The following is a 25,261-nucleotide window of genomic DNA, read 5'->3' as shown; positions in this document are numbered from 1 at the left end:
TTACTTCACCCGGAGCGACAGTTCGTCGTCCACGACGTCCGCGGTGACCCGGTTGCCCTCGACGAGCGTGTCGTCGAGCAGCATGTCGGCGATCCGGTCGTCCACGACACGCGAGATCGCGCGGCGCAGCGGCCGGGCACCGAATTCGGGCTGATGCCCGCGGCGTGCGATCCATGCGACCGCAGCAGGAGTGAATTCGATGTCGATTCCCTTGCTCTGCAGCCGCTTCCGGCTCGCAGCGAGCAGCATCTCGGTGATCCGGTGCAGCTGATCGTCGTCGAGCTTGCGGAACATGACGATCTCGTCGATGCGGTTGAGGAATTCCGGCCGCATGGATTCGCGCAGCCGCCCCATCACCCGATCACGCAGCGGCTTCTCCGCGGCCTCGGCATCACCGGTGGTGAAGCCGAGCGCTCCGCCGCGGCTCGAGATGATGTCCGAGCCGAGATTGCTCGTCATGATGACCACGGTGTTGGTGAAGTCCACCGTGCGGCCCTCACCGTCGGTGAGGCGGCCGTCGTCGAGGACCTGCAGCAGCGTGTTGAACACGTCCGGATGCGCCTTCTCGATCTCGTCGAGCAGGACCACCGAATAGGGGTGGCGACGGACCTGCTCGGTGAGCTGGCCTGCCTCCCCGTATCCGACGTAACCCGGAGGGGCGCCGACGAGCCGGCTGACGGTGTGACGTTCCCCGAACTCGCTCATGTCGATACGCAGCATGGTGCGTTCGTCGCCGAACAACACTTCCGCCAGTGCCTTCGCGAGCTCCGTCTTGCCCACACCCGTGGGGCCGAGGAACAGGAAGCTGCCCACCGGACGGTCCGGGTCGCTCATGCCGGACCGGTTGCGCCGCACGGCACGTGCCACAGCGTGCACGGCCTCGTCCTGACCGACGACACGCTTGTGCAGTTCGTCCTCGAGAGCGCGCAGTTTCTCCTTCTCGGCGCGCGTCATCTGCGCCGCCGGGACACCGGTGGCGCGAGAGACGATCTCGGCGATCGACTCGGGGTCGACGGTCGGGACGTCCTCGGCAGGTCCGGCCCCGTCGACGTCGTCGATCCGCTTCTGGACCCGGAGGATCTCGTCGCGGACGCGGGAGGCCTCCTCGTACTGCTCGGCCTCGACGGCGCGGTCCTTCTCCGCCTCGAGTTCCGCCAGTCGTGCGCGCAGTTCGCTCACGTCGGTACGCGGCACCCGCAGGCGCAGGCGCGCCCCGGCCTGGTCGACGAGGTCGATCGCCTTGTCCGGCAGGTGCCGGTCGGGCAGATAACGCATCGACAGGTCGACGGCGGCCTCGAGTGCTTCGTCGGTGTACCGGACGCGGTGGAACTCGGCGTAGCGATCGGCGAGTCCCTTCAGGATCGCCACCGCGTCGTCACGCGCGGGCTCGTCGACCGTGACCGGCTGGAAGCGGCGTTCGAGCGCCGGGTCCTTCTCGATGTGCTTGCGGTACTCGTCGAGCGTGGTCGCTCCGACCACGTGCAGCTCACCGCGCGCGAGCTTCGGCTTGAGGATGTTCGCGGCGTCCATCGCGCCCTCGTTACCGGCGCCTGCGCCGACGACGGTGTGGATCTCGTCGATGAAGACGATGAGCCGGCCCTGCTGAGACGTGATCTCGTCGAGTGCCGTGGTGAGGCGCTCCTCGAAGTCGCCGCGGTAGCGGGTACCGGCGACCATCGCGGTCAGGTCGAGCTGGACGATGCGCTTGTCGCGGAGCACGTCGGGGACGTCTCCGTCCACGATGCGCTGTGCGAGACCCTCGACGATGGCGGTCTTGCCGACACCGGCTTCACCGACGAGCACCGGGTTGTTCTTGGTACGCCGGGCCAGGATCTCGATCGTCTGGTCGAGTTCGTCCGCGCGGCCGATGACGGGGTCGATGCCGCCGCCTCGGGCACGGTCGGTGAGGTCGACACCGAACTTGTCGAGTGTCGGGGTCTGCGAGTCCTCGGACGCGGATGCGGCGGGGACGGGCTGCAGAGCCGTCTGCAACGACTGCGGTGTCACACCGAGGGATGCGAGCAGCCGCCCCGGGGCGCGGGTCTGGTCGGCCGCGAGTGCGAAGAAGAGGTGCTCGGGGTCGATGTAGGTGGATCCGAGGGCGCGCGAGAGCTGATGCGCCTCGAAGAGAGCGGTCTTCACCGCGCTGGTGAGCGCGGGAGCGGAGACGGGCTCGCCGGGGCGGCTCTCGGGCAGGCGCTGGTCCACCGCCGCGATGACGTCGGCGGGTTCGGCTCCGGCGCGGGTCATGACCGCGCGGGCCGGGTCCTCCTCCGCCATGGCGCGGAGAACGTGCAGCACGTCGAGTTCCGCGTCGCCACGTTCGGTGGCGTAGCGCGCGGCGAGTGCCATGAGGTCCTGGGTTCCGCGGCTCATGAAACGCGTGATATCGATCCGACCAGGGCCGCTAGGCCCGAAGAATGCCGGCATTCCGAAGCCTTTCTGTTGAACTTGAGCCATTCTCACTCAACTAACGTGCCGACTCTGCATTCAATTCCCGCAAGAATGTGATCCGAGTCACCGTCGAGGTCGAGCATTTACATTGTGCGCAACATAATTTGGCACTACATTTATGCCCGTGCCCTCGCCCCTCGATCTCGACCAGCAGGTGTGCTTCGCGCTCTACCGCGCATCGCGCACCGTCACCGCGGCCTACCGGCCGCTGCTCGACCGGCTGGGCATCACCTACCCGCAGTACCTCGTGCTCCTGGCCCTGTGGGAACGCGACGGACGTGGCGTGCAGGATCTGTGCGACGCGCTCGATCTCGACACCGGCACACTGTCCCCCCTGCTCAAGCGCCTCGAGGCCACCGGATACGTAGAACGACGCCGGCAACGCAGCGACGAACGCCGTGTCGTCGTCCACCTCACCGAAGCAGGGGCGGCACTCCGGACGGAGGCCGAGGACATCCTCGGTTGTGTGTCGCAGAACAGCCGGTTCGACCTCGACGAACTGGTCGAACTACGTGAGACGCTCCATCGCCTGACCGCCGCGCTGCAGCAAGCACCCGGCGCCACCCCGAAGAAAGGCAGGACCTCGTGAACATCATCTACACGGCCGAAGCGCTCGCGACCGGAGCCGGACGCGACGGCCACGCCCGCACCAGCGACGGCACGCTCGACCTCGATCTGTCGCTCCCGACCGAGATGGGTGGCGACGGGAAGGGCACCAACCCCGAGCAGCTCTTCGCTGCCGGATACGCGGCGTGCTTCCATTCGGCGCTGCAGATGATCGCTCGGCAGGAGAAGGTGGACGTCAGCGATTCCGCTGTGGGCGCCCGCGTCGGGATCGGCCCGACCGAGGGCGGCGGATTCGGTCTCGCGGTCACCCTCGAGGTGACGCTGCCGAATCTTCCCCGGGAGAAGGCACTCGAGCTCACCGAGAAGGCCCACCAGGTGTGCCCGTATTCCAACGCCACCCGCGGGAACATCGATGTGACCCTCGAGGTCACGGAGGACTGACATCTCCCCCGTCACAGGGCGATCGCTCCGCTGCGCACGTGTCCACCGCGCCCCGTAACGTGGACACGTGCGCACGCAGGACCGGTCGCAGCTCACGGCCTTCGCGACCGAACTCGATTTCCCGCTCGACGACTTCCAGGTCGAGGCCTGCCGCGCACTCGAGGATCACCACGATGTGCTGGTGTGCGCCCCCACCGGGGCCGGTAAGACCATCGTCGGGGAATTCGCCGCCCGTCTCGCCCTCCGATCGGCGGGACGATGCTTCTACACCACCCCGATCAAGGCGCTGAGCAACCAGAAATATCTGGATCTGTCGCGCCGATTCGGGGACGACCGCGTCGGCCTGCTCACCGGCGACATCTCCCTGGACCCCCACGCTCCCGTGGTCGTCATGACCACCGAAGTTCTCCGCAGCATGCTGCACGGCGACTCCCCGCTCCTGCGTGGTCTCACCCACGTCGTCATGGACGAGGTGCACTATCTCGCCGACCGCGAGCGCGGCGCGGTGTGGGAGGAAACGATCCTCGCGCTCCCGGACGGCGTGACCCTGACGAGCCTGTCCGCCACGGTGAGCAACGCCGAGGAGTTCGGCGGCTGGCTGCGCGAGGTCCGTGGCGACGTCACGGTCGTCGTCGAGGACAGCCGGCCCGTACCGCTCACGCAGCACATGCTCGCGGGTGGCCGTCTGTTCGATCTGCTCTCCCCGTCGGGCACTGTCGACGACGCCCTCGAGCGGTACATCGCCCACCGCCGGCTCGTGGAGGCCGCGCCGGGACCTACGGCGGGCAGGCGGCACCGCCGTCGGCGCTCACGCGAACGCGCCGGGCCGGAGGTCGGCGACCTGCCCGGCACCGTCGCCCGGCTCGAAGCCGAACAGTTGCTGCCTGCCATCTGGTTCCGGTTCAGCCGCAACGGTTGCGACGATGCCGTCGCCGAATGTCTCGATTCGCCGATCCGCCTCACCCAGGCCGCCGACATCGCGGAGATCCGGGCCGTCGCGGACCGGCACATCGCCTCTCTTCCGCCCGCCGACCTCGACGCGGTCGGCTGTGCCGAGTGGCTCGAAGGACTCGAACGCGGGGTCGCCGCGCATCATGCCGGTCTCGTCCCGGCGTTCCGGCACACCGTCGAGGAACTGTTCGCACGCGGTCTCCTACGCGTCGTGTTCGCCACCGAAACACTCGCGGTGGGAGTGAACATGCCGGCGCGCACCGTCGTTCTCGAACGTCTCGTCAAACCCACCGCCGACGGCCCCGTACGCCTCACCCCGGGCGAGTACACGCAACTCACCGGACGCGCAGGCAGGCGCGGTATCGACGTCGAGGGCCACGCCGTCGTGCTGTGGAGTCCCGAATCGGACCCCGCCACCGTCGCAGGGCTCGCCGGGGCGCGCTCGTACCCGCTGCACAGTTCACTCCGAGTGGGGTACAACACCGCAATCAACCTGGTCGCTCGTCGTGGCATCCGCGGAGCCCGGGAGTTCCTGCAGCGATCTTTCGCGCAGTACCAAGCGGAGAGATCCGTCGCCGCTCTCACCGACGCGGTCCGCGCCAACTCGGCCGCACTGCACGATCTCGACACCGAACTCGGAAGTATCGGCGGGCTCACCGAATACCGGCAGCTGAGCGACCGTCTCGCAGAAGCACGGCGCACCGGTTCCGCCGATCTCGTGAGCGCCCTGGCCCGCGCGGTACGCTCACATCCGGTGCACAGACGGGGAGATCGCGACCGCCTCCTCGCATTGTCGGCACGCCGGGCCGCGCTGCACGGGGACACCGAGCGGATGCGGACACGGATCGACGAGGTCACCGGTCGTCTCGTCGGCACCTTCGACCGCACACTGGATCTGCTCGAGGAACGCGGATATCTGATCCGGGATCCCGCCGGCGAGGCCGTCCACGTCACCGACGACGGTCGCCGGCTCGGCCGGATCTATTGCACCAACGACCTTCTCGTCGCAGAGTGCGTCCGCACCGGCGCCTGGTCGGGACTGACCTCGGCGGAGCTCGCCGCCGTCGCCTGCAGCGCTCTCGGTGAAACCCGGCGCCGCACCGTCGGAGTGCCGGGCCGCACCACCCCCGCGATCGACGAGGCACTGCACGCCACGATGCGATCGTGGAGCGAACTCGCCGGACGCGAGGAGCATCACGGGCTTGCCGTGGCACCGGATCCGGACCCGGTCGCCGTGGCCGCGATCCATCGCTGGGCACGCGGCGACGGACTCGCCGCCGCCCTGGACGCGGCTGCGGATGCCGGGCTGTCCGCGGGCGATCTCGTCCGCCGCTACCTGCGCACCCTCGACCTTCTGGATCAGACGGGGCTGTGCCGGCGGGACGAGCTGCCCGCCGTGTCCTTCACTCCGCCCTGATGCTCACGAAATCGAGTACTCGACCGAGCACAGTTTCTCCGACAGTTCCCACAACCGGCGGGCCGTCGTTGCATCGTGCGATCGCGAATTCGAGTCGACCCGTGTCGGACCGCCCCGCATCTCGAGAAACGAACCGGGTCCGTAATAGCCACCGGGCTCGGCATCGGGAGAGGTCGCGGCATAGAGGCTCGGCAGTGCGCCCTGCCGGGGGGCCTGCCCGATGATCGGGGTGACCGTTTCGAGGACCCTCCCGTACCACGCCTCGCTGCGGTACTGCAGATTCGTCGACGAGTAACCGGGGTGGGCGGCAATCGATTTCACGCTCGATCCCGCATCATCGAGACGGCGCTGCAGTTCGTACGCGAACAGCAGGTTCGCCAGCTTCGACTGCCCGTAGGCGAGCCAACGCTCGTAGCGGCGGCGTTCCCAGTTGATGTCGTCGAGATCGATCCTGCCGATGCGGTGCATCATGCTGCTGACCGTCACGATCCGGTCGGTGATGCGATCGAGCAGCAGACCCGTCAACGCGAAGTGACCGAAGTGGTTGGTGCCGATCTGCATCTCGAAGCCGTCGGCCGTCCGCCGGAGAGGTATCGCCATGACACCGGCGTTGTTGACGAGTATGTCGATGCGATCGTGCGACGAGCGGACGTCCTCGGCGAACGCACGTACCGATGCCAGATCCGCCAGGTCCAGGGGGCGGACCCGGGCGCGGTCGCCGAGTTCCGCCGCGACGGACTCGCCCTTCGCGACGTCTCGGCAGGCCAGTACGACGCTCGCGCCCGCGTGCACCAGCGCGCGAGCGGTCTCCGCACCGAGACCACTGTTCGCCCCGGTCACCACCGCCGTGCGTCCCGTGAGATCCGGAATATCCCTCGTCGTCCACCCCATGCCCGACACCCTACGGACGCGGGTGCCCCGGCAACAGTCCCCGATGGATCGCATCCTCGCCGTGGGCCCCGCCGACTCGTAGACTGCCCCGCGAACCGCGGCGCACGACGCGCACGCACGATACGGAGGTTTCCATCGATGGGGCACCACCCGGGACGCCTGGATCGCGAGCTGGTCGCAGCGCTGCGGAGCGGGGCCCCGGACGCCACGGCAACGCTCTACGACCGCTTCGCTCCCGCTCTGTACGCCTACGCGTGCGGCTTCGTCGACGCGTCGATCGCTTCGGACGTGGTGTACGACTCCGTCTGGACCTCGACCGCCCGCGTCGGATCGCTACGGGATCCCGGCCTGTTCCGGGCATGGCTGTATGCCGTCGTCCGGGCCGAGTGCGGCCGGGTACTGCGCCGCACCGGGTCCGCACTCGATTATCTCCCCGCCACGGACCCGGTCGCCCGCACGGCTGCCGAGGTGCGCGAGGCCCGCGAGGCGGTCCATCTGCTCGACGGCACCGCACGCGAGGTCGTCGACCTCGCCGTCCGCCACCACCTCACCTCCCCCGAACTCGAGGCGGTCCTCGGCTCCGCAGGCGACGGCCGTGTCCTCGCGCACGCGCAGGACTTCGTCGACCGCGCGGTGCCCCGGGTGCCGAATGCCCTCGGAACGTTCTCGTTTCTTCCCCTCCCACCGCTGCCTGCGCATCTGCGCGGCCGTGTGCTCGCCGTGCAGCCCTCGGAGAGCGAATTGTTCGATCTGGGCCGGCGACTCGAACCGGTGAACCGGGACGGTTTTCCCCGTCGGGATCGCCGCACGAGACGTGCCTTGCCGGTCGTCGCCGCATCGGTGGCAGTGTTCGCGGTCCTCGGTGTCGGTGCGTCGTTCGCATTTCCGCAGGCCGAATCGGCGGACAGGCCGACACTACGCCCGGCCGCCGAGCCGACACCGGATGCAGGAACCACCGCGTCCACGACCACGATCGTCCCGACGACCGGTACCGCGACTCCCTTCGAGTCCGATTCCGCCTCCGCCTCACCGGAGGAGATTCCGGCGTATACGACCTCCGTGACGACGACCGCACCCTCCCCCGTGGAGCCCACTGCCACAACCACTTCCGTTGCTCCGACGAGCAGTGGCGGATTCACCCGGCGGGGTGGACCGGGACGCGAGACCGACGCGGAGGACGAGCCGGATCGGGACGACGAGTCGAGCGACGCGCCGGGCACCGAGACGAGCAAGGCCACTCCCTCGCGCCCACCCACGACTCCGCGGGAGCTGCCGACCTTCCCGGGTCTTCCGCGTAGCGCCGGATGAGACGAGAGTCCCGACAGGAGGACGGATACGCGCTCGCCGTCACACCACGGAGACGAGTACGTAACATCACCGGACTACCTTCGCGGAGTCGAGCATTCGTTCTCCGGTGGCAAGGGGGTTCCGGTCGTGGCACCACGCCGTAGATCCGTCCTGCTCGACCGGCTCCGCGTCGACGTGCCGGGCCGCCCCCAGGACGCGATACTCGACGAACTGCGACGGGCCTTCCTCTCCGGCGCGGCACCTCCGGGCACCTCGATCCCGGTGGGTGAGGTCGCCGAACTGTTCGGGGTGAGCCGCATCCCGGTCCGTGAAGCACTGAAGACCCTGATCGGTGAGGGCCTCGTGACCCACCGGCAGAACCACGGCTACATCGTCGCCCAGCTGACGGCCGCCGAGTTCCGCGAAATGTATCTCGTCCGGGAAACTCTCGAATCGGCGTCCCTCGCTGCGGCAGTACGCAACGCTACGGAGGACGACGACCGGCGTGTCCAGGAGGCACACCTGCTCCTCGAACGCGCTGTGCGCGAATGCGACCCGTATTCCTATCACCGCGAGAGCCGCACCTTCCACATGGCACTGACCCGGCCCTCCCGGATGCACCGCCTCCTTCACATGCTCGAGCACGCCTGGAACATCACCGAACCTGTTCAGCCGATGGTGCACGTGAGTGATACCGAACGCGCCGAACTGCACCGTGAACACGACGCCATGCTCGAGGCCTTCCTGGCCCGGGACGCCGATCGGCTGCTCGCGGCATCCGAGCACCACAACAGCCGGCTCGACGAGGCCATCGGCACGCTCAACGCCGGTGCAGGTCTTCTCGCGACCGAAGATATACAGTTCGGGTAACTCGTCGGCAATATCCCGCCGTTAGCGTCGGTGCATCGGATTTCACCATCGCCGTTGAACTTCCGATCGATAGTTCCGATTCCGCCCGACCCGGACGCGCCGGGACGAGCGTGCCCTCCCCTCCTCCAGGAGCAGGTATGACCGAAGTGCTGACGCCCCGCACCGGAGACGCCACCCTCCCACCGTCGCCCGAGGCCCCCACCTACGACCCGCGTCTGACCAACGACGATCTCGCACCCCTCGAGAAGCAGCGTTGGGGGTCGTACAACATCTTCGCGTTCTGGATGTCCGACGTCCACAGCGTGGGCGGTTACGTCACCGCCGGCAGCCTCTTCGCGCTCGGTCTGGCGAGCTGGCAGGTTCTCGTGGCCCTGCTCGCGGGGATCACCATCGTCTACTTCTTCTGCAATCTCGTCGCGAAGCCCAGCCAGATCACCGGCGTCCCCTATCCGGTCATATGCCGAAGCGTGTTCGGGGTGCTCGGCGCGAACATCCCTGCGATCATCCGCGGGCTGATCGCGGTGGCCTGGTACGGGATCCAGACCTTCCTCGCTTCGGCAGCACTCGACATCGTGCTGATCAAGTTGTTTCCGGCGCTGGCGCCCTATGCGGTGGTCGAGGACTACGGGTTCGCCGGGCTGTCCGCGCTGGGCTGGGCCAGCTTCCTGACCCTGTGGGTCCTGCAGGCCTGCGTGTTCTGGCGCGGGATGGAGTCGATCCGCCGGTTCATCGATTTCTGCGGCCCCGCCGTCTACGTGGTGATGTTCGTCCTGTGCGGTTATCTGATCTCCCAGGCCGGTTGGAGTGCAATCGATCTGAGTCTCGGTGCCGTCACGCACACCGGTTGGTCGTCGGTGCCGGTCATGCTCGGCGCGATCGCACTGGTGGTCTCGTACTTCTCGGGTCCGATGCTGAACTTCGGCGATTTCTCCCGATACGGAAAGTCGTACGCGGCGGTCAAGAAGGGGAACTTCCTCGGTCTGCCGGTCAACTTCCTGGTGTTCTCACTCCTCGTGGTGATCACGGCCTCGCTCACCCTCCCCGTCTACGGCGAGCTGATCACTGATCCGGTCGAGACCGTGGCCCGCATCGATTCCACCTTCGCGATCGTCCTCGGTGCGCTGACGTTCACCGTCGCGACCATCGGCATCAACATCGTCGCGAACTTCATCTCGCCGGCCTTCGACTTCTCGAACGTCAGTCCGCAGAAGATCAGCTGGCGCGCCGGCGGAATGATCGCCGCCGTGGGATCGGTGCTCATCACCCCGTGGAATCTGTACAACAACCCCGACGTCATCCACTACACCCTCGAAACCCTCGGTGCCTTCATCGGCCCGCTCTTCGGCATCCTCATCGCCGACTACTACCTCGTGCGCAAGCAGAAGGTGATCGTCGCCGACCTGTTCACGATGTCCGACAAGGGCGCGTACTTCTACAGCAAGGGCTACAACCCGGCCGCGGTGATCGCGACCGTCGTCGGCGCCGCCGTCGCGATGACCCCGGTCCTGTTCAACAGCGCTCCCGGCATGTACACCGCGGCACAGTACAGCTGGTTCATCGGGTGCGGTCTCGGCTTCGCGACCTACTACCTGCTCGCGACCCGCACCCGCTTCGCGGTCCCCGTCCCCGCACCGACCGCACAGGAAGCCGGCCGATAAGCATGTTCGTCAAGGTCGTCAACCCGAACACCACGTGGTCGATGACCGCCAGGATCGGAGCATGTGCCCGGGCCGTCGCCGGCCCGGGCACCTCCGTCGAGGCGGTCAGCCCGGCGATGGGACCACCCTCGATCGAGAGCCACTACGACGAAGCGCTGGCCGTTCCCGGCATCCTGGAGGAGATCAGGAAGGGCGAACGAGACGGTGCCGACGGTTACGTGATCGCGTGTTTCGGCGATCCGGGTCTCGACGCCGCACGCGAGATCGCATCCGGCCCGGTGGTGGGGATCGCCGAGGCCGCAATGCACACCGCGAGCATGCTCGGCCGCAGCTTCTCGATCGTCACCACCCTCGGCCGCACCACCGGACGCGCATGGGATCTCACCCGGCGGTACGGCATGCGCGAGGCATGTCGTGGCATACACGCCTGTGAGGTCCCGGTGCTGGCACTCGACTCCGATCCCGACGCCTGCAAGATCGTCACCGGGACATGTCTCGACGCGCTGTACGAGGACGGCTCGGATGTCGTGGTGCTCGGGTGTGCCGGGATGGCCGACCTGTGCGCCCGGATCTCCGCCGACATCGGTGTCCCGGTCGTCGACGGTGTCGCGGCGGCCACGCTCACCGTGCAGTCGCTGGTCACGATGCGGCTCACCACCGGCAAGCGAGGAGAGTTCTCGGCTCCCCCACCGAAGCGCTATTCGGGTCTGCTCGAGGGCTTCACGACCGATCGGTGAGAAGTTCGTCCGGTGGGCCTACCATCGGCAGAATGCCGTCCGTTCATCACGCTGCGCTGCGGAACATCGACCCCGAGAAGCTGTACAGGATCGTGGCATTACGCACCGACGTCTTCGTGTTCGAGCAAGGCATCACGAGCGACCCCGAACTCGACGGCCGCGATCTCGAACCGACGACCGAACTGTTCTGGACCGAGGACGGCGGCGAGATCGTCGCGACACTGCGCGTGCTCGCCGACGAGGACGGAACCCACATCGGTCGTGTCGCGACCGCACGGCACGCTCGGGGACGGGGCTTCGCCGGCGGCCTGATCGAGGCAGCGCTGGCGACCTGTCCGGGTCCTGTGGACATCTCGGCTCAGGCCTATCTGGAGAATTGGTACGGCCGCTTCGGTTTCGAACGCACCGGGCCGAACTACATCGAGGCCGGCATCGACCACGTGCCCATGCGGCGCGCGGCCCGGCCGGTCAGTCCGGCCGTTCGAGAGGGAACCGGACCCCGGTGAGTTTCTCCGACAGTTCCCACAACCGGGTCGCCGTGTCCCGGTCTCGGGCACGCCGCGCGAGACCTGCCGGCCCGGGCGCGCCGTAGAGGAGCCATCGCGGCCCGATGAATCCTCCCCTGACCGCGGGGTCGGACGCGGCCCGCACCAGCGATTCCGCTCCCTGCTCCGGGGTGCGCTGCAGAACCCTCTTGCCGAAGCCGAACAATTTGTCGAACCAGGTCCCGGTGTGGCTACCGACCTCGGTGGCGGCGTAACCGGGATGCGCCGCCACCGCGCACACGGGGGAAGACGAGGCCGCGAGGCGCCGTTCGAGTTCGAGGCTGAACATCACGTTCGCCAGTTTCGACTGTGCGTAGGCCGAGGCTCTGTCGTAGCGGCGCCGTTCCCAGTTCAGGTCGTCGAGATCGATGCGGCCGAGCAGATGGGCCGCGCTCGACACCGTGACGACGCGACCCGTGATCCGGGGCAGCAGCAGGCCGGTCAGGGCGAAGTGCCCGAGATGGTTTGTTCCCATCTGCATCTCGAAACCGTCGGCGGTGCGCCGGAGCGGGACCGCCATGACACCGGCGTTGTTGACGAGCACGTCGACCCGCCGGTCGGCGAAGGCGTCCGCGAAGTCGCGGATCGACGACAGATCGGCGAGATCGACGCGGTGCATCTCGGCACCGCCGCCGATCGCCTCGGCGATGCACCGGCCGCGGTCCGTGTTGCGGCCGGTGAGGACGATCGTGGCGCCCGCGGCACCGAGCGCCCGGGCGGTCGCCTCACCCACCCCGCTGGTCGCGCCCGTCACGATGACGGTGCGACCGGCGGGCGAGGCGGCGTCAGGCACCGATCGAGGACTTCAGCATCGGGAGCATCGCCCACAGCTCGTCCTGCCAGTAACCCCACGAGTGCGTGCCTGCGATCGGGAACGAGAAGTGCGCGGTGTCGATGCCGAGAGTCAGCAGACGAATCTGGAAGGCGCGGTTCTGGGTCCGGGCGAGCGCCTCGAGCCCCATGGCGTTGGTGGTGTTGAACACGCCGATCGCCGAGTTCGGACGGTCGTGCTGGCCGGGCAGGCCACTCGACGCGGAGATCCACATCGGCAGACCGCGCAGTTGGGGTGCTGCCACGAACGGATCGTGACGCAGCCAGGCCGAATCCCACGGCGGGCCCCACATCGCGTCGGAGTTGAAACCACCGGCGTCGAGCATCGCGACCCGGATGGCCTCCCGCATACCCGGCGCGGAGAGGTTGAGATATCCCGACAGCGAACCGGCGAAGGCGAACTGATCCCGATGATGTGCGGCGAGGATCAATGCCGCATTGCCACCCATCGACAGGCCGACGACCGCGTTGTTGCCCCGGTCGATGCCGTAGACGTTCGCGAGATGGTCGGGGAGATTTTGCGTGAGGAAGGACTCCCACTTGTAGGTATAGGACTGGCCGTTGAAGTTGCTCGGCGCGTACCAGTCCGCATAGAAGCTGGACTGCCCGCCCACGGGCATGATCACGTTGACCCCGTGTTCGGCCAGCCATGCCGCGTTGGTCTCGTGCTCCCACCCGCTCATGTCGTCGGTGGCGCGCAGACCGTCGAGCAGATAGACGGCTTTGTTGCTGCCGTTGTTCGCTCGCCAGATCCGCACCTTGATCGCGCCGACACCGCCGGGCGCGGCCACCATGTCCTCGTGGAACCGGGTGTACGGGTCGGCCGAGGCCGTCCCGGCTCCGAGACCGGTGAACACGAGCGCCAGTGGAAGTACCACGGCTGCCACCAGTAGCCGAACGAGAGCGCGTTCCCCCCGTCGACGCGTTCCGGATCGCACCGAAATCGTCACAACAAGCTCCCCTTGCACTCCAGTAACATTATTCACGCCGGACTCAGGGTACCGACGGTGCAGAAACCTTAAGCAGGCTTGCACACAATCGTTATCGTGAAAAGCCCGGCCTCCTTGCCGAGGAGCCGCGGGCGCACGATGTCCCGGTACCAGGCTAACCTGGCATGCCGTGTCCGAAGCCCCGCTCCCCGTCCTCGACGGGTTGAATCCCACCCGTCTGAGACTGCCGGAAAATCCCGGGTGGGGGACCGTTTTCGAGTTCCTGCTGGCGCGTTTCCCCACCGACGCGGGGCGAATCACGGAAAAGGTCGAAAGCGGCGAAGTGGTCATGCAGGACGGTGTTCCGATCACACCGTCGACCCCCTACACCCCGCGTGCATTCGTGTATCTCTATCGAGACCCACCCGCGGAAGCCCGTGTCCCTTTCGAGATCGACATCCTCCACAGGGACGAGAACCTGCTCGTGGTCGACAAGCCGCACTTCCTGGCGACGACACCCCGCGGTTCGTGGGTGGCGGAGACGGTTCTGGTCCGGCTCCGCAGAGAACTCGATCTGCCCGAACTCTCACCCGCGCACCGACTCGACCGCCTCACTGCCGGCGTACTGGTGCTCACCGCCCGGCGCGAGGCGCGCCGGGCCTATCAGACGCTGTTCGACCGCCGTCTCGTCACCAAGGAGTACGAAGCGATCGCCCCGGCCGCGCCCCACCTCGACTTCCCCCTCGACGTGCACAGTCACATCGTCAAGGAGCGCGGCGTGCTCCAGGCACGCGAGATCGACGGCCCCGTCAACGCGGTGACCCGGATCGAGGTGGCGGAGACGGCCGGAGACCGGTCGCGCTACCGCCTGCACCCGCTCACCGGCAGGACGCACCAGCTCCGGGTGCACATGAATTCACTGGGAATCCCCATTCTCGGCGACAACCTGTACCCGACCGTCTACGACGTTGCGCCGAACGACTATTCGAACCCTCTGCAACTGCTCGCGCGGTCCGTCTCGTTCGACGATCCGATCACGGGTCGGCCGACTCGCTTCTCGAGCCGGCAAAACCTGGCAGCATGGGGTGACAGCACACCAGGACCCCGCTGACCAGCGGGTCTCGTCTTGGAGGTTCCCATGGATATCGGCAGCATCTCGCGTACCTACGACGGCCGGGTGGCCCTGCGATTCGAACGGTCGTTCCCCTACCCACCCGAGAAGGTCTGGAAGGTCCTGACCGATCCTCAGCACCTCCGCGACTGGTTCCCTGCCGTCGTCGAATTCGAACTCGCCCCCGGGGCGACGCTCGAATTCCGTTCCACCCAGGAACAGACCCGCCGTTTCTCCCTTCCGGAGGGGCACACCTCCACGGGCAGCGTGCTCACCGTGCGCGTCGGCAGAATTCTGGAATACCTCTGGGACTCCGACGTTCTGCACTGGGAACTCACCCCGGACGGCTCCGGCGGATGCTGGCTCACCCTCACCCACACGACCGACGACGAGGAGGACGCCCTCGCGCACGGCGCCGCCTGGCAGGCGGGCTTCGAAGTGGTGGAGGCGCAGCTGGCCGGGCGGCCGGTCGACTGGTCGTGCTGGGACCGGGCGGCCGAACTGAGCGCCCACTACCGGCGCGATTCCGGCTGAGCCCTCGGCGGCGATCCGCGAGCTCTAGCGGCGCACCCCGCGCTGCGAAGGGGCGGGTGCGATGTCGTCGGCCTCGCGATCCCGCGAGTTCGCGCGAGCGACGATGTGCGCGCCCCACGCGCCGATCGCATCCCAGTCCCGGAAGTCGCCGGCGGGGGCGCCGACCATCCTGACGACCATCCGTTCCCCCGTGCCGAGTACCGCCGGGTCCAGCTTGCCCGCGAAGATCCTGTGTTCGCGCGCCTCGACACGCTCGGCGACCGCGCACGCGTCGTAGGGTGTGTTGACGGCTCGCCCGCCGGTGGCGATCGGGCCGGACGAGAAGATGTAGACGTCGCGGCGGCGCAGTGCCGGCGCATGTCGTTCGGCGAACTCCCGTGCGGTACGCAACCACCTGCTGCGGTAGACGGCACTTCCCAATACCACGACGTCGTACGACTCGAGGTCGTCGACGTCCTCGGGTGGGGTCACGTCCACCCGGGCGCCGCGATGGCGCATTCCGGCTGCCAGTGCCGTCGCGATCTCCGCGGTCGAGCCGTGCCGGCTCGCCACCGATACAAGAACCTTCATCACTACCCTCCGCACCCCGCGTCCGACCATGATCACCCGACGAACGGGCCTTGACCAGGGCCGAAGTGCCCTTTGCCCGGTATCGGCAGTAATCCCCCGACGAATCACGGCAAATCCGGCGACGTGGCAAGGTGGGGGTGAGCGCGCCCACCGAGAAGGAGCACATCGATGCCGTCACGCCCCTCGGCTCTCGTCGTCGCCGACGAGACCGAACGCAAGTACTCGGCCGCACCGGACCAGCAACTTCCGGATCCGACGGGGCTGCCGTCCGTCGGGTCGATCGAAGTCGACCGGTTCGAACTGTCGGCCCAGTACTACGACACCGACGATCTGCGACTGCTGCGCTCGAAAATCACGCTCCGCCGACGGGAAGGTGGTGACGACGCCGGCTGGCACGCGAAACTCCCGGCCGGTGCGGACACCCGCACCGAACTGCATTTCCCCCTCGGGGCCGAGTCCGCCGAGGACGTACCCCCCGAACTGTCGGGGCTGCTGCGCGGGGTCTGCCGCGGGGCTCCCCTCGGCCTGTCCGCGCTGCTCGTGACGGAACGGCACCGGCAGCGGATGCTGACCACCGACGGCACCGCCTTCGCCGAGATCGTCGTCGACGACGTCGTGGCGGTGCGTCAGGCGGACGGAACCGAAGCCCGCTGGCGGGAGATCGAAGTCGAGTGGAACACGGCCCTCGGCCCGAAGAAGATCACCCGTTTCCTCGACGCGCTCGAGGAACGATTCGCCGAAGCCGGGATCACCCGCTCGGACAGCCCCTCGAAACTGCATCGCGTCCTCGGTGATCTGATCCCTCTCCCGCCCGCGCTCCCCGGGGGCCTCGCCGCGCTGCGCGACTATCTCGTCGCCGAACTGCACGCGCTCGACCTGTCGGGCATCGCGGTGCGACGGGACGCGCCGAATGCGATTCACGCGATGCGCAAGGCCGCCCGACGACTACGCAGCGCCGTGCAGACCTATGCCGGTGAGATCGCCTTCGACGACGCTCTGGTCGACGAACTCCGTTGGCTGGGAAGACGCCTCAGCCCGTCGAGGGATCTCGAAGTCCAGTGGGAGCGACTGGCCACCCGCGTCGCGGACATCCCCGTCGAGGCCCACCGCGAAGCCACGAAAGCACGTATCGACGAGTACTTCTCGGCGAAATCGGAAGCCGCCCGGATCGAGGCCGTCGACACCCTCGATTCCGATCGGTATCTGGAATTGCTCACCCGCTTGGACAGGGCGACGCAGCATCTCGCACCCACACAGGGAACGGAGAGCGCGACCGCGGTGGCTCCGCAGGACCTCCTGAACTCGATCGAAGCGGTCGCGAAGAAGGTCTCGCGCCGCGTCGCGAAGGTCGGTTCCGCCGGCGATCCGGCGGAACGGGACGAACTGGTACACCGGGCACGCAAGGGTGGCAAGCGCATGCGCTACGCCATCGAGGTGATCACGCCGCTGCGCCCGAAACGCACCGGCCGCATTCTCGACCGGTTCGACGAATTCCAGGATCTGCTCGGCGAGTTCCAGGATTCGGTGGTGGCCCGCGAGCACCTGCTCGACATGATCGCCGAGCAGGAGCACACCGCCGAGACGAGTTTCGGACTCGGGATCCTGTTCCGTCTCGAGGCGGAGATCGGAGATTCGCAAGTGGCGCATCTCGCGGAGGAATGGAAGAAGGTCCACCGATCCGCCCGCAGCCTGTGGAGCTGATGGGGGTCCGAAGACCCTGGCCCCACACCGATCGCATCGGCGATCATGAAGACCGTCGATGGAAGGTGACGACCGCGACGTCGCGGTAACGTGGCCTCGGGCCGACCGGCATCCGGGCAGTCGGACGCCGCAACGACAAGGAGATATCGATGAGCACACCGAGCACCCGCAAGGCAGTCGTCGCAGGCGTGGACGGCTCCGAAACGGCTGTGGCGGCAGCGCGGTGGGCCGGCGCCGTCGCGTCGCGTCTCGGAGTACCCCTCCACCTCGTGCACTCCATGCCACCCGAGGGCATCTTCTACAGCGAAGCCGCCGTACTGGTGCAGTCGCAGATGATCCAGCAGCTCGAGGAGGACGGCAAGAAGCTCCTCGCCGACGCCACCGAGAAGATCCGCGCCGACCAGCCGGATCTCGTGATCGAGAGTTTCATCGGCCCCGGTCCCGCCGCCAAGTCGCTCCTCGAGGCGGCCGAGGACGCGCGTCTCGTGGTCATGGGCGCCACCGGCGCGGGCGCACTCGAGAACTTCCTGCTCGGCTCCACCGTCCTGCGCGTCGCGAACAATTCTCCGTGCCCCGTGGTCGTGTGGCGCGGCAGTGCCGACTCTCCGCTGCCCGACAGCCGTCCCATCGTCGTCGGCGTCGACGGAAGCGAATTGTCCGCTGCCGCAGTCACCCACGCTTTCGAACTCGCTTCGGCGCTGGGCGTGCCGGTCCGCGCCGTCCACTCGTGGATCGGCGATGCCGCACTGGGCGTCGGCGCCACCGCCGCACTCGTCGACTGGGACGCCGTGGAGACCTCGGAGACCGCCGTCCTCGCCGAGACCCTGGCCGGCTGGAGCGACCGTTACCCCGAGGTCACGGTCGAGCGTGTGATCGACCGTGGGCCGGCCTCGCAGGTTCTGCTCGCACACCTCGACGACGCGCAGCTCGCCGCCGTCGGCAGCCACGGACGCGGTCAGATCCGTGCCGCACTTCTCGGATCCACGAGCCAGAACCTGCTGCACAAGGCGCCGTGCCCGGTGCTCATCGCACGCACGGTCTGACGATCTCCGGCCCGAACGGGGACACCTCCACGGAGGTGGTCCCCGTTCGTCGTCTGCGGTGGGGGTGCGCTCACCAGGGAGCGGGGCCGACCATGCCCTCGAGCCCGAGCACGTCGACGGTGCCCGCCGCCGTGTCGACGGTGATCGCCTCCGGCCACGGGTCCCGCCTGCGAAATTGTTCCTCGAGCACCGCAGGGGTCGCGTCGGACGCGTCGTCACCGCGTTCGGTGCGGGCTGCGAGGCGCTGCAACAGGATGTCCCGATCGGCCCGGCACTCGATCTCGATCACGTCCGCCGCCAGGGCCTCCGCCGCCTCCCGGGCCGCCTCGCGACGCGCGGACGACAACCACGTCGCATCGAGCACGACGGATCGTCCGAGGGCGAGGATGTTCCCGGCGCGGCGGAGCATCTCCTCGTAGGTGGCGGCGGAATGCGCGGGCGAGTAGAGGCCGGCGTTCGTTCCGTCCCCGGTCCGATCGGTGGGCCGTAGACCTGCCAGTTCCTTGCGGACGACGTCGCTCCGCAGCACCTCGGCTCCGAGATACGCACCGACGCTGCGGGAGAGGGTCGTCTTGCCGGTGGCGGAGACACCTCCGATGAGCACCATCCGCACGCGCCCGCGTTCGAGATGATCGTCGACGCGAGCGACGAACCGTCTCGCCGACTCCCGCGCTCCCGCGTCGCCCTGCTCGAAGCGGAGTGCCGTCACCTTCGCCCGCACCAGCGCCCGATAGGCGATGTAGTGGTGTACGAGCGAGGGGGCAGGACGATCACCCGAGACCTCGCCGTATGTCTGCAGCAGTCGCCGGGCCGCACCGTCGGCGCCGAGACGTTCGAGGTCCATCGCCAGAAAAGCGAGATCGAGAATCGCATCGCCGTAGCGCAGTTCGTCGTCGAATTCGAGACAGTCGATGATGCGAGGCCCGTCCGAGAGACAGAAGATGTCGTCGGCGAGCAGGTCGCCGTGGCCGTCCACGGCCCGGCCCGCAGCGATGCGCTCGTCGAACAACGCGCACCGGCCGGAGAGATAACGATGCACGGCCACCCGGATCCGTTCCAGTTCGGCAGCGCAATCCGCTCCCGCCGCCAACTGGCCGAGATGATCGAGACTCAGATCCCACAGTTCGGCGACGAAGTCCGCGGCGGCGCACCGGTCGATCCCGGGACTGCGCGGGGAAGCGGCGTGCAGGGCCGCAACCTGATGCGCGACCTCGTCGATCACCGGCGAGATCTCCTCGCCGCGCCGGACGGCCGCGGCGAGTCGCCGATCGTCCGGTAGTCGCACCATCTCGACGAAGTGCTCGCACACCTGCCCGTCCGGACCGTACAGATCGGCGACGCCGAGATAGACGTCCGGTGCGAGTCGACGGTTGAGCTCCACCTCCCGGTGACAGATCCGTTCGCGGGCCTCCCGCGTGCGGTTGTCGAGGAAGCCCAGATCGAGCGGCTTCTTCATCTTGTGTACGCGATCGCCGACGAAGAACACCAGCGAGGAATGCGTCTCCCTCAGCCCCGCGTACTCGACACCGTCCGGTCCGGCACCTGCCGTCACTGGGTCCTCCCTGTCGCCGGCGGCCCCCGCCGCGTGGCCGGCGCCGCCGAGTCGCATCGTCTCCCACATTGTCGTTCACACCCTCCGGGCGCGCATCCGCACGACGGATGCGTTCTTCGTCCGGATCACCCGAACGAACCCGCCTCGGCAGGTAACTTTCACATCGGGGCGACGTGTGGACGGGGTGAGATGAGGAACGACGAACTGCGCCATGTACGAACGGACAGCGTGCGCGTGCCGGACGGACCCACGGTAGCGGTCCTGGCGTACACGACCGCTCTCGAGCGGAGGATGATCGAGGACTGGTTGCGTTCGGACGAGCTACCCACCCGGTACCGCCTTCCGGCGCGCCCGGAGCCGCTCGCTCTCGACTCCCGGATTCTCGCGGAGCGGCTCGTCGGCCGTACCGACGACCCGCTGGTCCTTCCGGTGAGGGTCGCGTGGCTGCCGGCCGAGCGGGACGGTGCCCGGCGCGTCCGGTTCTCCGACGTCCTCGCCCTCACGAATCCGCGCAACCCGAATCTGCTTCTCCAGAAGTGGCTCGTCCGCAAGGGTGCGGACCGGTACCGGATCGTGGTGGCGCAGCCGGCGCGTCTGTCCGAACTGCGCGCCGCGCTCGAGGCGGACGACGACGAGGCCGACGAGCGGGCACTCGCCCGGTATGTGACGCGCCGTGCCGTCGTCGCACTCGAGCGCGCCGAACGTGCCGTGATCGGCGACCGCTACAAGGTCCCCCGGCTCGTCGCGGCACAGATCATGGATTCGCCGGCCTTCCGTCGTCGTCTCGACGAGACGGCCGCCGAACACGGCCTGTCGCGGGCCGAGGTCGAGTCCCGGGCGCGCAGCGCGCTCGACGAACTCGTGGCGGTGCAGTCGCGGCTCGTCACCGACCTGTTCAGCCAGGCGATGCGGCCGCTGCATTCGGCGGCCTGGACCGTGCACGCCGACGACGCGGGATTGCGCGCGCTGCGCGAGTCCAACCGCAGGTATTCGCTCGTCTTCCTGCCCTCCCACCGCTCCTATGCCGACGCCTTCGTGCTCGGGGACATCCTGGCCGCCAACGACTTTCCCGGAAACCACATCATGGGCGGGGCCAATCTCACCTTCTGGCCGATCGGTCCCGTCGCCCGCCGCACGGGGACAGTGTTCATCCGGCGCAGTTTCGCCGACGACGACGTCTACAAAGCCGCACTCGAGGAGTACTTCGCGTTCCTGCTGAGCAAACGGTTCAATCTCGAATGGTATTTCGAAGGAGGCCGGACCCGGACGGGGAAACTGCGGCCCCCGCGTTACGGCCTGCTCAGCTATGTGGCCAACGCGATCCGAAGGGGACGGGTCGAGGACGCGATGCTGGTCCCCGTGTCCATCACCTATGAGGGACTCGCCGAGGTCGCGGCTGTCGCCGCCGAGCAAACCGGTGCCACCAAGAAGCCCGAGGGCCTGACCTGGCTCGTGCGGTACGCCCTCAACCAGCGGAAACGGGCGGGCAACGTGTACGTCCGGTTCGGCGAACCGATATCGATGCGCGAACTGCTGGTCACCGGTGGCGATCCGGATCTGACCCCCACGCCGCTCATGGTTCCCGCAACCGCCCCGGACTCCGAGGAGCACCGCGCACTGAAACGGAAAGCGTTGCAGAAGGTCGCATTCGAGGTGGCGGTAGGGATCAACTGCAACACTCCGGTCACGGTCAACTGCCTGGTGACCCTCGCACTGCTCGGCGTACGCGACAGATCGTTGACGCTCGAGGAGGTGCGTGCCGTCGTCGCCCCGGTCCGCCGCTATCTCGATCGGCGCGGCGTTCCGCAGGGGGGCCTGCACATCCTCGATGTCGAGGGTGGGCTCGAGGATGTGCTCTCGTCGCTGACCCATGCGGGAGTGGTGACGACCTACGCCGGAGGGGTCGAACCCGTCTATTCCATCCAGCCGGGTCAGCATCTCGTCGCCGCGTTCTACCGCAACAGCGGGGTGCACTGGTTCGTCAACCGTTCGATCATGGAACTGGCGATCCTCCATGCACACGCCAACCCCGGTGACGATCCCGTGCGTGTGGCGTGGGAGGAAGCGAAGAACCTGCGCGACCTTCTGAAGTTCGAATTCTTCTTTCCCGACCGCGACACCTTCGAAAGCCAGATGCGCGACGAACTGGCGTGGCTCGTCCCGTCCTGGGGAGACACCCTCCCGACCAAGGAGCAAGCTCTCACCGGTCTCGTCGAGACCGGCTTCTTCATGTCGCACCGCACCTTGCGGTCGTTCTTCGACGCACAGCTCGTCGTCGCCGAGCGTCTCGCCGTCCGGGATCCTCGCCTCGAGGTCGATCGGGCGGCCTTCCTCGGCGAATGCGTCGCCGTGGGCCGGCAGATGCTGTTGCAACGCCGCCTGCACGGACCCGAATCGGTGTCGTCGGAGTTGTTCGCGTCCGCACTCGACCTGGCACGCAATCGGGGCCTTCTGGACCGGACCGAGGACTCCGACTCCGTCCGTGAGCGCAGGCACGCCTTCGCGGCGGAACTGTCGGACCTGGCCCAGCGGGTGGCGTTGGCCGAGTCGCTCGACGTGTCGAACAGGAAGGTGGAAGCGTGAACATCGAGCAGGCCATCGAACGGGTACGCACAGGTCCGCACGGCCCCGAGATCGCGGCCTTCTTCGATTTCGACGGCACCATCGTGCACGGCTTCTCCGGTGTCCACTTCTTCCGCGATCGCATGCTCGCCGGGAAGGTCTCGGCGTCCGAACTCGCCGCGACGATGATCAACGGGCTGCGCGGAACGGAGAGCGAGGAAGACTTCGAACGGTTCGTCGCGATCGCGTTCAAGGCGTGGCGCGGGCACACCGAGGACGAACTCTACGAGATCGGCAGCCGGCTGTTCATGACGACGATCGCCGGGCACCTGTATCCGGAAGCCTGGCAACTCGTCGGCGCGCATCAGAATGCCGGTCACACCGTGGTGATCGCCTCGTCGGCCTCGCGGTACCAGATTCAAGCCGCCGGAGACGCCTTGGGCGTCGAGCACATCCTGTACACCCCGCTCGAGGTCGAGAACGGTGTACTCACCGGCAGGGTCGACGGTAGATCGTTGTGGCGCAGCGGAAAAGCGGAAGCCACGCGCAACTTCGTCGAGACACACGATATCGACGCGGACGGCAGCTACTCGTACTCCAACGGTGGCGAGGACGTGGAGTTCCTCGCCGCCACGGGCAATCCCACGGCCACCAACCCCGATCGCACGCTCGCACGCATCGCCCTCGAACGCGGCTGGCCGGTCCTGCATTTCCGGCCACGCGGCACACCGGGAACGAAGGAACTCGTCCGGACCGCTGCCGCATACGGCGGGCTGGTCGGCGCCGTGTGGACCGGACTCGGTCTCGGGCTGCTCAATCGCAGCCGCAAGACCGCACTCGACTCGATCATCAACATCGGCTCGGAGGTCTCGCTGGCGCTCGCCGGAGTCGACGTGCGGATCGTGGGGGAAGCCAATGCGTGGGCGACCCGTCCGGCGGTGTTCGTCTTCAATCACCAGAGCCAGCTCGACCCGATCGTGCTGGCGAAAGTCCTGCGACAGGACTTCACGGGCGTGATCAAGAAGGAAATGGCCAACGATCCGCTGTTCGGTCCGCTCCTCCGATTCGTCGGTGCGACCTTCGTCGATCGCACCGACACCGCGCAGGCGGTCGCCGCACTCGAACCGGTCGTCGAGACCCTCCGGGAGGGGATGTCGATCGTCATCGCCCCCGAGGGCACGCGGTCGCTGACCCCGGCAATCGGCAGATTCAAGAAGGGTGCTTTCCGTATCGCCATGCAGGCCGGAGTTCCGATCGTGCCGGTCGTGATCCGCAACGCCGGTGAGATCCTGTGGAAGCACTCGTCGCTGTTGCGGTCCGGCACCGTCGACGTGGCCGTGCTCGAGCCGATCGACGTGAGCGGATGGTCGCGGGAGAATCTCGCGGAGCACATCGCCGAAGTCGAGGATCTCTACCGCCGCACCCTCGCGAGTTGGCCGAGCGACTAGATGACGGACGAGACCGCGAAGCCGCCGGACGACGGAACACCCGACGACGGTCCGGCGGAGGGCACAGGACCGTTCACCCCGAAGCGGCGCCGCTGTATGAAGTGGATCGTCGGCGGGTTGCTGGTGGTGGTGCTCACCGTCGAAGTCGTGCTCGTGTGGCCGGAACTCTCCAGCAGCGTTCGCGGCCTCGACCATCTGCACTGGGCCTGGATCGTCGCGGCGATCTGCGCGTCCATGGCGGAGATGTCCACCTTCGCGCGTGTGCAGCGGGCACTGTTGTCCGCCGCCGGGGTGAAGGTCTCACAGCGGCAATCGCTCTCGGTGGCGCTTGCGGCGAACTCGATGAGTGTGACCCTTCCGGGCGGACCGGTCGTCGGGACGACCTTCACCTACCGGCAGATGCGCCACTGGGGCGCTCCGCCGGTGGTCGCGACCTGGCAGCTGGTGATGGCCGGGCTGCTCCAGGCGGCCGGGCTCGCCCTTCTCGGTCTCGTGGGTGCCCTTCTCGTCGGTGCCAGCAACAACCCGTTCTCGTTGATCTTCTCGATCGGCGGATTGCTGTTGCTGGTCCTGCTCATCCAGTACGCGGCGGGTAATCCGGGTTCCTTCGAGTCCATCGGTCTGCTCGCCCTGCGGGCCGTGAACCGGATACGGAAGAAGCCCGCGGAGTGGGGGGCCCGCGCATGGAAGAAGATCGTCGCCCAGCTGAGCGCGGTGCAACTGGATCGCCCGCACGCGGCGCGGGCCTTCGGCTGGTCGCTGATGAACTGGGTGTGCGACGGCGCGTGCCTGACGTTCGCCGCCTACGCGGTCGGCGGCGCCCCGAGCCTGGCGGGAATCGCGGTCGCGTATGCGGCCGGGACGGCGACGAGCCGTGCCATCCCGCTGCTGCCCGCGGGTCTCGGGGTGATGGACGCGGTGCTGGTGCCGGCTCTCACCGCCAGTGGGATGACCGGTGCGCAGGCTCTGTCGGCGGTGGTGGTCTACCGGCTGATCAGTTTCGTCCTGGTGGCCGCGGTGGGATGGATCGTCTTCGCGTTCCGCTACCGCGGGACCGGCCGGGACGACGAGGAGAGCCTCCCGCATCTCAAGATCTGGGACGACGACTAGCTCGTCGTCCCCCCGGCCGGCGGGGTCCGAACCTTCGAACGGGAAAAATCGC

Annotated in this window: 21 protein-coding genes; 15 read left to right on the top strand and 6 right to left on the bottom strand. The window is 67.8% G+C overall.

Features of this window, described 5'->3' with window-relative positions; all coding sequences use genetic code 11:
- On the bottom strand, positions 1-2,430 hold the full coding sequence (locus tag MOM01_RS12260) for an ATP-dependent Clp protease ATP-binding subunit (protein ID WP_241385702.1): 2,430 nt from the start codon (positions 2,428-2,430) through the stop codon (positions 1-3).
- A gap of 148 nt (positions 2,431-2,578) precedes the next feature.
- On the opposite strand from MOM01_RS12260, the gene MOM01_RS12255 reads away from it, so the two are divergent.
- The 3 genes from MOM01_RS12255 (at position 2,579) to MOM01_RS12245 (ending at position 5,830) form a co-directional block, all read left to right on the top strand.
- Complete coding sequence (locus tag MOM01_RS12255) at positions 2,579-3,043, top strand: MarR family winged helix-turn-helix transcriptional regulator (protein WP_241385701.1); 465 nt, start codon at positions 2,579-2,581, stop codon at positions 3,041-3,043.
- Positions 3,040-3,462, top strand: a complete 423-nt coding sequence (locus MOM01_RS12250) for an organic hydroperoxide resistance protein (protein ID WP_241385700.1) — start codon at positions 3,040-3,042, stop codon at positions 3,460-3,462. The genes MOM01_RS12255 and MOM01_RS12250 overlap by 4 nt, the downstream gene beginning before the upstream one ends.
- A gap of 67 nt (positions 3,463-3,529) precedes the next feature.
- Positions 3,530-5,830: a DEAD/DEAH box helicase gene (locus MOM01_RS12245; protein WP_241385699.1), complete on the top strand. Its 2,301-nt coding sequence runs from the start codon at positions 3,530-3,532 to the stop codon at positions 5,828-5,830.
- A gap of 3 nt (positions 5,831-5,833) precedes the next feature.
- On the opposite strand, the gene MOM01_RS12240 is transcribed toward MOM01_RS12245, so the two are convergent.
- Positions 5,834-6,721 (bottom strand): oxidoreductase, encoded by an 888-nt coding sequence (locus MOM01_RS12240; RefSeq protein ID WP_241385698.1) that lies wholly within the window; start codon positions 6,719-6,721, stop codon positions 5,834-5,836.
- Between the two features lie 138 nt (positions 6,722-6,859).
- Between MOM01_RS12240 and MOM01_RS12235 the strand changes: the two genes are divergently transcribed.
- The 5 genes from MOM01_RS12235 (at position 6,860) to MOM01_RS12215 (ending at position 11,779) form a co-directional block, all read left to right on the top strand.
- Complete coding sequence (locus tag MOM01_RS12235) at positions 6,860-8,029, top strand: RNA polymerase sigma factor (protein ID WP_241385697.1); 1,170 nt, start codon at positions 6,860-6,862, stop codon at positions 8,027-8,029.
- A 126-nt stretch (positions 8,030-8,155) separates the two neighbouring features.
- A complete protein-coding gene (locus MOM01_RS12230; RefSeq protein ID WP_241385696.1) occupies positions 8,156-8,878 on the top strand; it encodes a GntR family transcriptional regulator in 723 nt (240 codons plus the stop codon).
- 137 nt (positions 8,879-9,015) lie between these two features.
- Positions 9,016-10,536, top strand: a complete 1,521-nt coding sequence (locus MOM01_RS12225) for an NCS1 family nucleobase:cation symporter-1 (protein ID WP_241385695.1) — start codon at positions 9,016-9,018, stop codon at positions 10,534-10,536.
- A gap of 2 nt (positions 10,537-10,538) precedes the next feature.
- A complete protein-coding gene (locus tag MOM01_RS12220; protein ID WP_241385694.1) occupies positions 10,539-11,273 on the top strand; it encodes an aspartate/glutamate racemase family protein in 735 nt (244 codons plus the stop codon).
- A gap of 32 nt (positions 11,274-11,305) precedes the next feature.
- Positions 11,306-11,779 (top strand): GNAT family N-acetyltransferase, encoded by a 474-nt coding sequence (locus MOM01_RS12215; RefSeq protein ID WP_241385693.1) that lies wholly within the window; start codon positions 11,306-11,308, stop codon positions 11,777-11,779.
- Here the strand turns inward: MOM01_RS12215 and MOM01_RS12210 are convergent.
- A complete protein-coding gene (locus tag MOM01_RS12210) occupies positions 11,742-12,611 on the bottom strand; it encodes an oxidoreductase (protein ID WP_241385692.1) in 870 nt (289 codons plus the stop codon). The genes MOM01_RS12215 and MOM01_RS12210 overlap by 38 nt on opposite strands.
- On the bottom strand, positions 12,604-13,593 hold the full coding sequence (locus tag MOM01_RS12205) for an alpha/beta hydrolase (protein ID WP_374112299.1): 990 nt from the start codon (positions 13,591-13,593) through the stop codon (positions 12,604-12,606). The genes MOM01_RS12210 and MOM01_RS12205 overlap by 8 nt, the downstream gene beginning before the upstream one ends.
- Before the next feature lie 175 nt (positions 13,594-13,768).
- Between MOM01_RS12205 and MOM01_RS12200 the strand changes: the two genes are divergently transcribed.
- Together MOM01_RS12200 and MOM01_RS12195 are read left to right on the top strand one after the other, a co-directional pair.
- Positions 13,769-14,689 carry a pseudouridine synthase gene (locus MOM01_RS12200; protein WP_241385690.1) on the top strand — a complete coding sequence of 307 codons (921 nt, stop codon included), beginning with the start codon at positions 13,769-13,771 and terminating at the stop codon, positions 14,687-14,689.
- A 27-nt stretch (positions 14,690-14,716) separates the two neighbouring features.
- Positions 14,717-15,223, top strand: coding sequence for an SRPBCC family protein (locus tag MOM01_RS12195; RefSeq protein WP_241385689.1), 507 nt, complete (start codon positions 14,717-14,719; stop codon positions 15,221-15,223).
- Between the two features lie 24 nt (positions 15,224-15,247).
- Here MOM01_RS12195 and MOM01_RS12190 read toward each other — a convergent pair whose 3' ends face one another.
- Entirely contained in the window at positions 15,248-15,793 is a 546-nt protein-coding gene (locus MOM01_RS12190) for a flavodoxin domain-containing protein (RefSeq protein WP_241385688.1), read from the bottom strand.
- 168 nt (positions 15,794-15,961) lie between these two features.
- On the opposite strand from MOM01_RS12190, the gene MOM01_RS12185 reads away from it, so the two are divergent.
- Positions 15,962-17,494, top strand: a complete 1,533-nt coding sequence (locus MOM01_RS12185) for a CYTH and CHAD domain-containing protein (RefSeq protein ID WP_241385687.1) — start codon at positions 15,962-15,964, stop codon at positions 17,492-17,494.
- 149 nt (positions 17,495-17,643) lie between these two features.
- On the top strand, positions 17,644-18,537 hold the full coding sequence (locus tag MOM01_RS12180) for a universal stress protein (RefSeq protein WP_241385686.1): 894 nt from the start codon (positions 17,644-17,646) through the stop codon (positions 18,535-18,537).
- Between the two features lie 70 nt (positions 18,538-18,607).
- On the opposite strand, the gene MOM01_RS12175 is transcribed toward MOM01_RS12180, so the two are convergent.
- Positions 18,608-20,146, bottom strand: coding sequence for a bifunctional aminoglycoside phosphotransferase/ATP-binding protein (locus MOM01_RS12175; protein WP_241385836.1), 1,539 nt, complete (start codon positions 20,144-20,146; stop codon positions 18,608-18,610).
- A 132-nt stretch (positions 20,147-20,278) separates the two neighbouring features.
- On the opposite strand from MOM01_RS12175, the gene MOM01_RS12170 reads away from it, so the two are divergent.
- Genes MOM01_RS12170 through MOM01_RS12160 form a run of 3 tightly spaced genes read left to right on the top strand, consistent with a single transcriptional unit; the run spans position 20,279 to position 25,209 of the window.
- Complete coding sequence (locus MOM01_RS12170) at positions 20,279-22,672, top strand: glycerol-3-phosphate 1-O-acyltransferase (protein ID WP_241385685.1); 2,394 nt, start codon at positions 20,279-20,281, stop codon at positions 22,670-22,672.
- On the top strand, positions 22,669-24,099 hold the full coding sequence (locus MOM01_RS23345) for an HAD-IB family hydrolase (RefSeq protein ID WP_241385684.1): 1,431 nt from the start codon (positions 22,669-22,671) through the stop codon (positions 24,097-24,099). The genes MOM01_RS12170 and MOM01_RS23345 overlap by 4 nt, the downstream gene beginning before the upstream one ends.
- Complete coding sequence (locus MOM01_RS12160) at positions 24,100-25,209, top strand: lysylphosphatidylglycerol synthase transmembrane domain-containing protein (protein WP_241385683.1); 1,110 nt, start codon at positions 24,100-24,102, stop codon at positions 25,207-25,209.
- The last annotated feature ends 52 nt before the right edge of the window (positions 25,210-25,261 follow it).

It is taken from the genome of Rhodococcus sp. CH91 (assembly GCF_022554085.1).
In the GTDB taxonomy this organism is placed as follows: Bacteria; Actinomycetota; Actinomycetes; order Mycobacteriales; family Mycobacteriaceae; genus Rhodococcus.
This window is presented reverse-complemented; position numbering and strand designations above follow the sequence as displayed.

Excerpts from the sequence above, each read along its gene's own strand:
- MOM01_RS12260 (WP_241385702.1), bottom strand. The coding sequence starts at position 2,430 with ATGCCGGCATTCTTCGGGCCTAGCGGCCCTGGTCGGATCGATATCACG.
- MOM01_RS12240 (WP_241385698.1), bottom strand. The coding sequence starts at position 6,721 with ATGGGGTGGACGACGAGGGATATTCCGGATCTCACGGGACGCACGGCG.
- MOM01_RS12235 (WP_241385697.1), top strand. The coding sequence starts at position 6,860 with ATGGGGCACCACCCGGGACGCCTGGATCGCGAGCTGGTCGCAGCGCTG.
- MOM01_RS12225 (WP_241385695.1), top strand. The coding sequence starts at position 9,016 with ATGACCGAAGTGCTGACGCCCCGCACCGGAGACGCCACCCTCCCACCG.
- MOM01_RS12220 (WP_241385694.1), top strand. The coding sequence starts at position 10,539 with ATGTTCGTCAAGGTCGTCAACCCGAACACCACGTGGTCGATGACCGCC.
- MOM01_RS12215 (WP_241385693.1), top strand. The coding sequence starts at position 11,306 with ATGCCGTCCGTTCATCACGCTGCGCTGCGGAACATCGACCCCGAGAAG.
- MOM01_RS12195 (WP_241385689.1), top strand. The coding sequence starts at position 14,717 with ATGGATATCGGCAGCATCTCGCGTACCTACGACGGCCGGGTGGCCCTG.
- MOM01_RS12190 (WP_241385688.1), bottom strand. The coding sequence starts at position 15,793 with ATGAAGGTTCTTGTATCGGTGGCGAGCCGGCACGGCTCGACCGCGGAG.
- MOM01_RS12185 (WP_241385687.1), top strand. The coding sequence starts at position 15,962 with ATGCCGTCACGCCCCTCGGCTCTCGTCGTCGCCGACGAGACCGAACGC.
- MOM01_RS12180 (WP_241385686.1), top strand. The coding sequence starts at position 17,644 with ATGAGCACACCGAGCACCCGCAAGGCAGTCGTCGCAGGCGTGGACGGC.
- MOM01_RS12175 (WP_241385836.1), bottom strand. The coding sequence starts at position 20,146 with ATGCGACTCGGCGGCGCCGGCCACGCGGCGGGGGCCGCCGGCGACAGG.
- MOM01_RS12170 (WP_241385685.1), top strand. The coding sequence starts at position 20,279 with ATGAGGAACGACGAACTGCGCCATGTACGAACGGACAGCGTGCGCGTG.
- MOM01_RS12160 (WP_241385683.1), top strand. The coding sequence starts at position 24,100 with ATGACGGACGAGACCGCGAAGCCGCCGGACGACGGAACACCCGACGAC.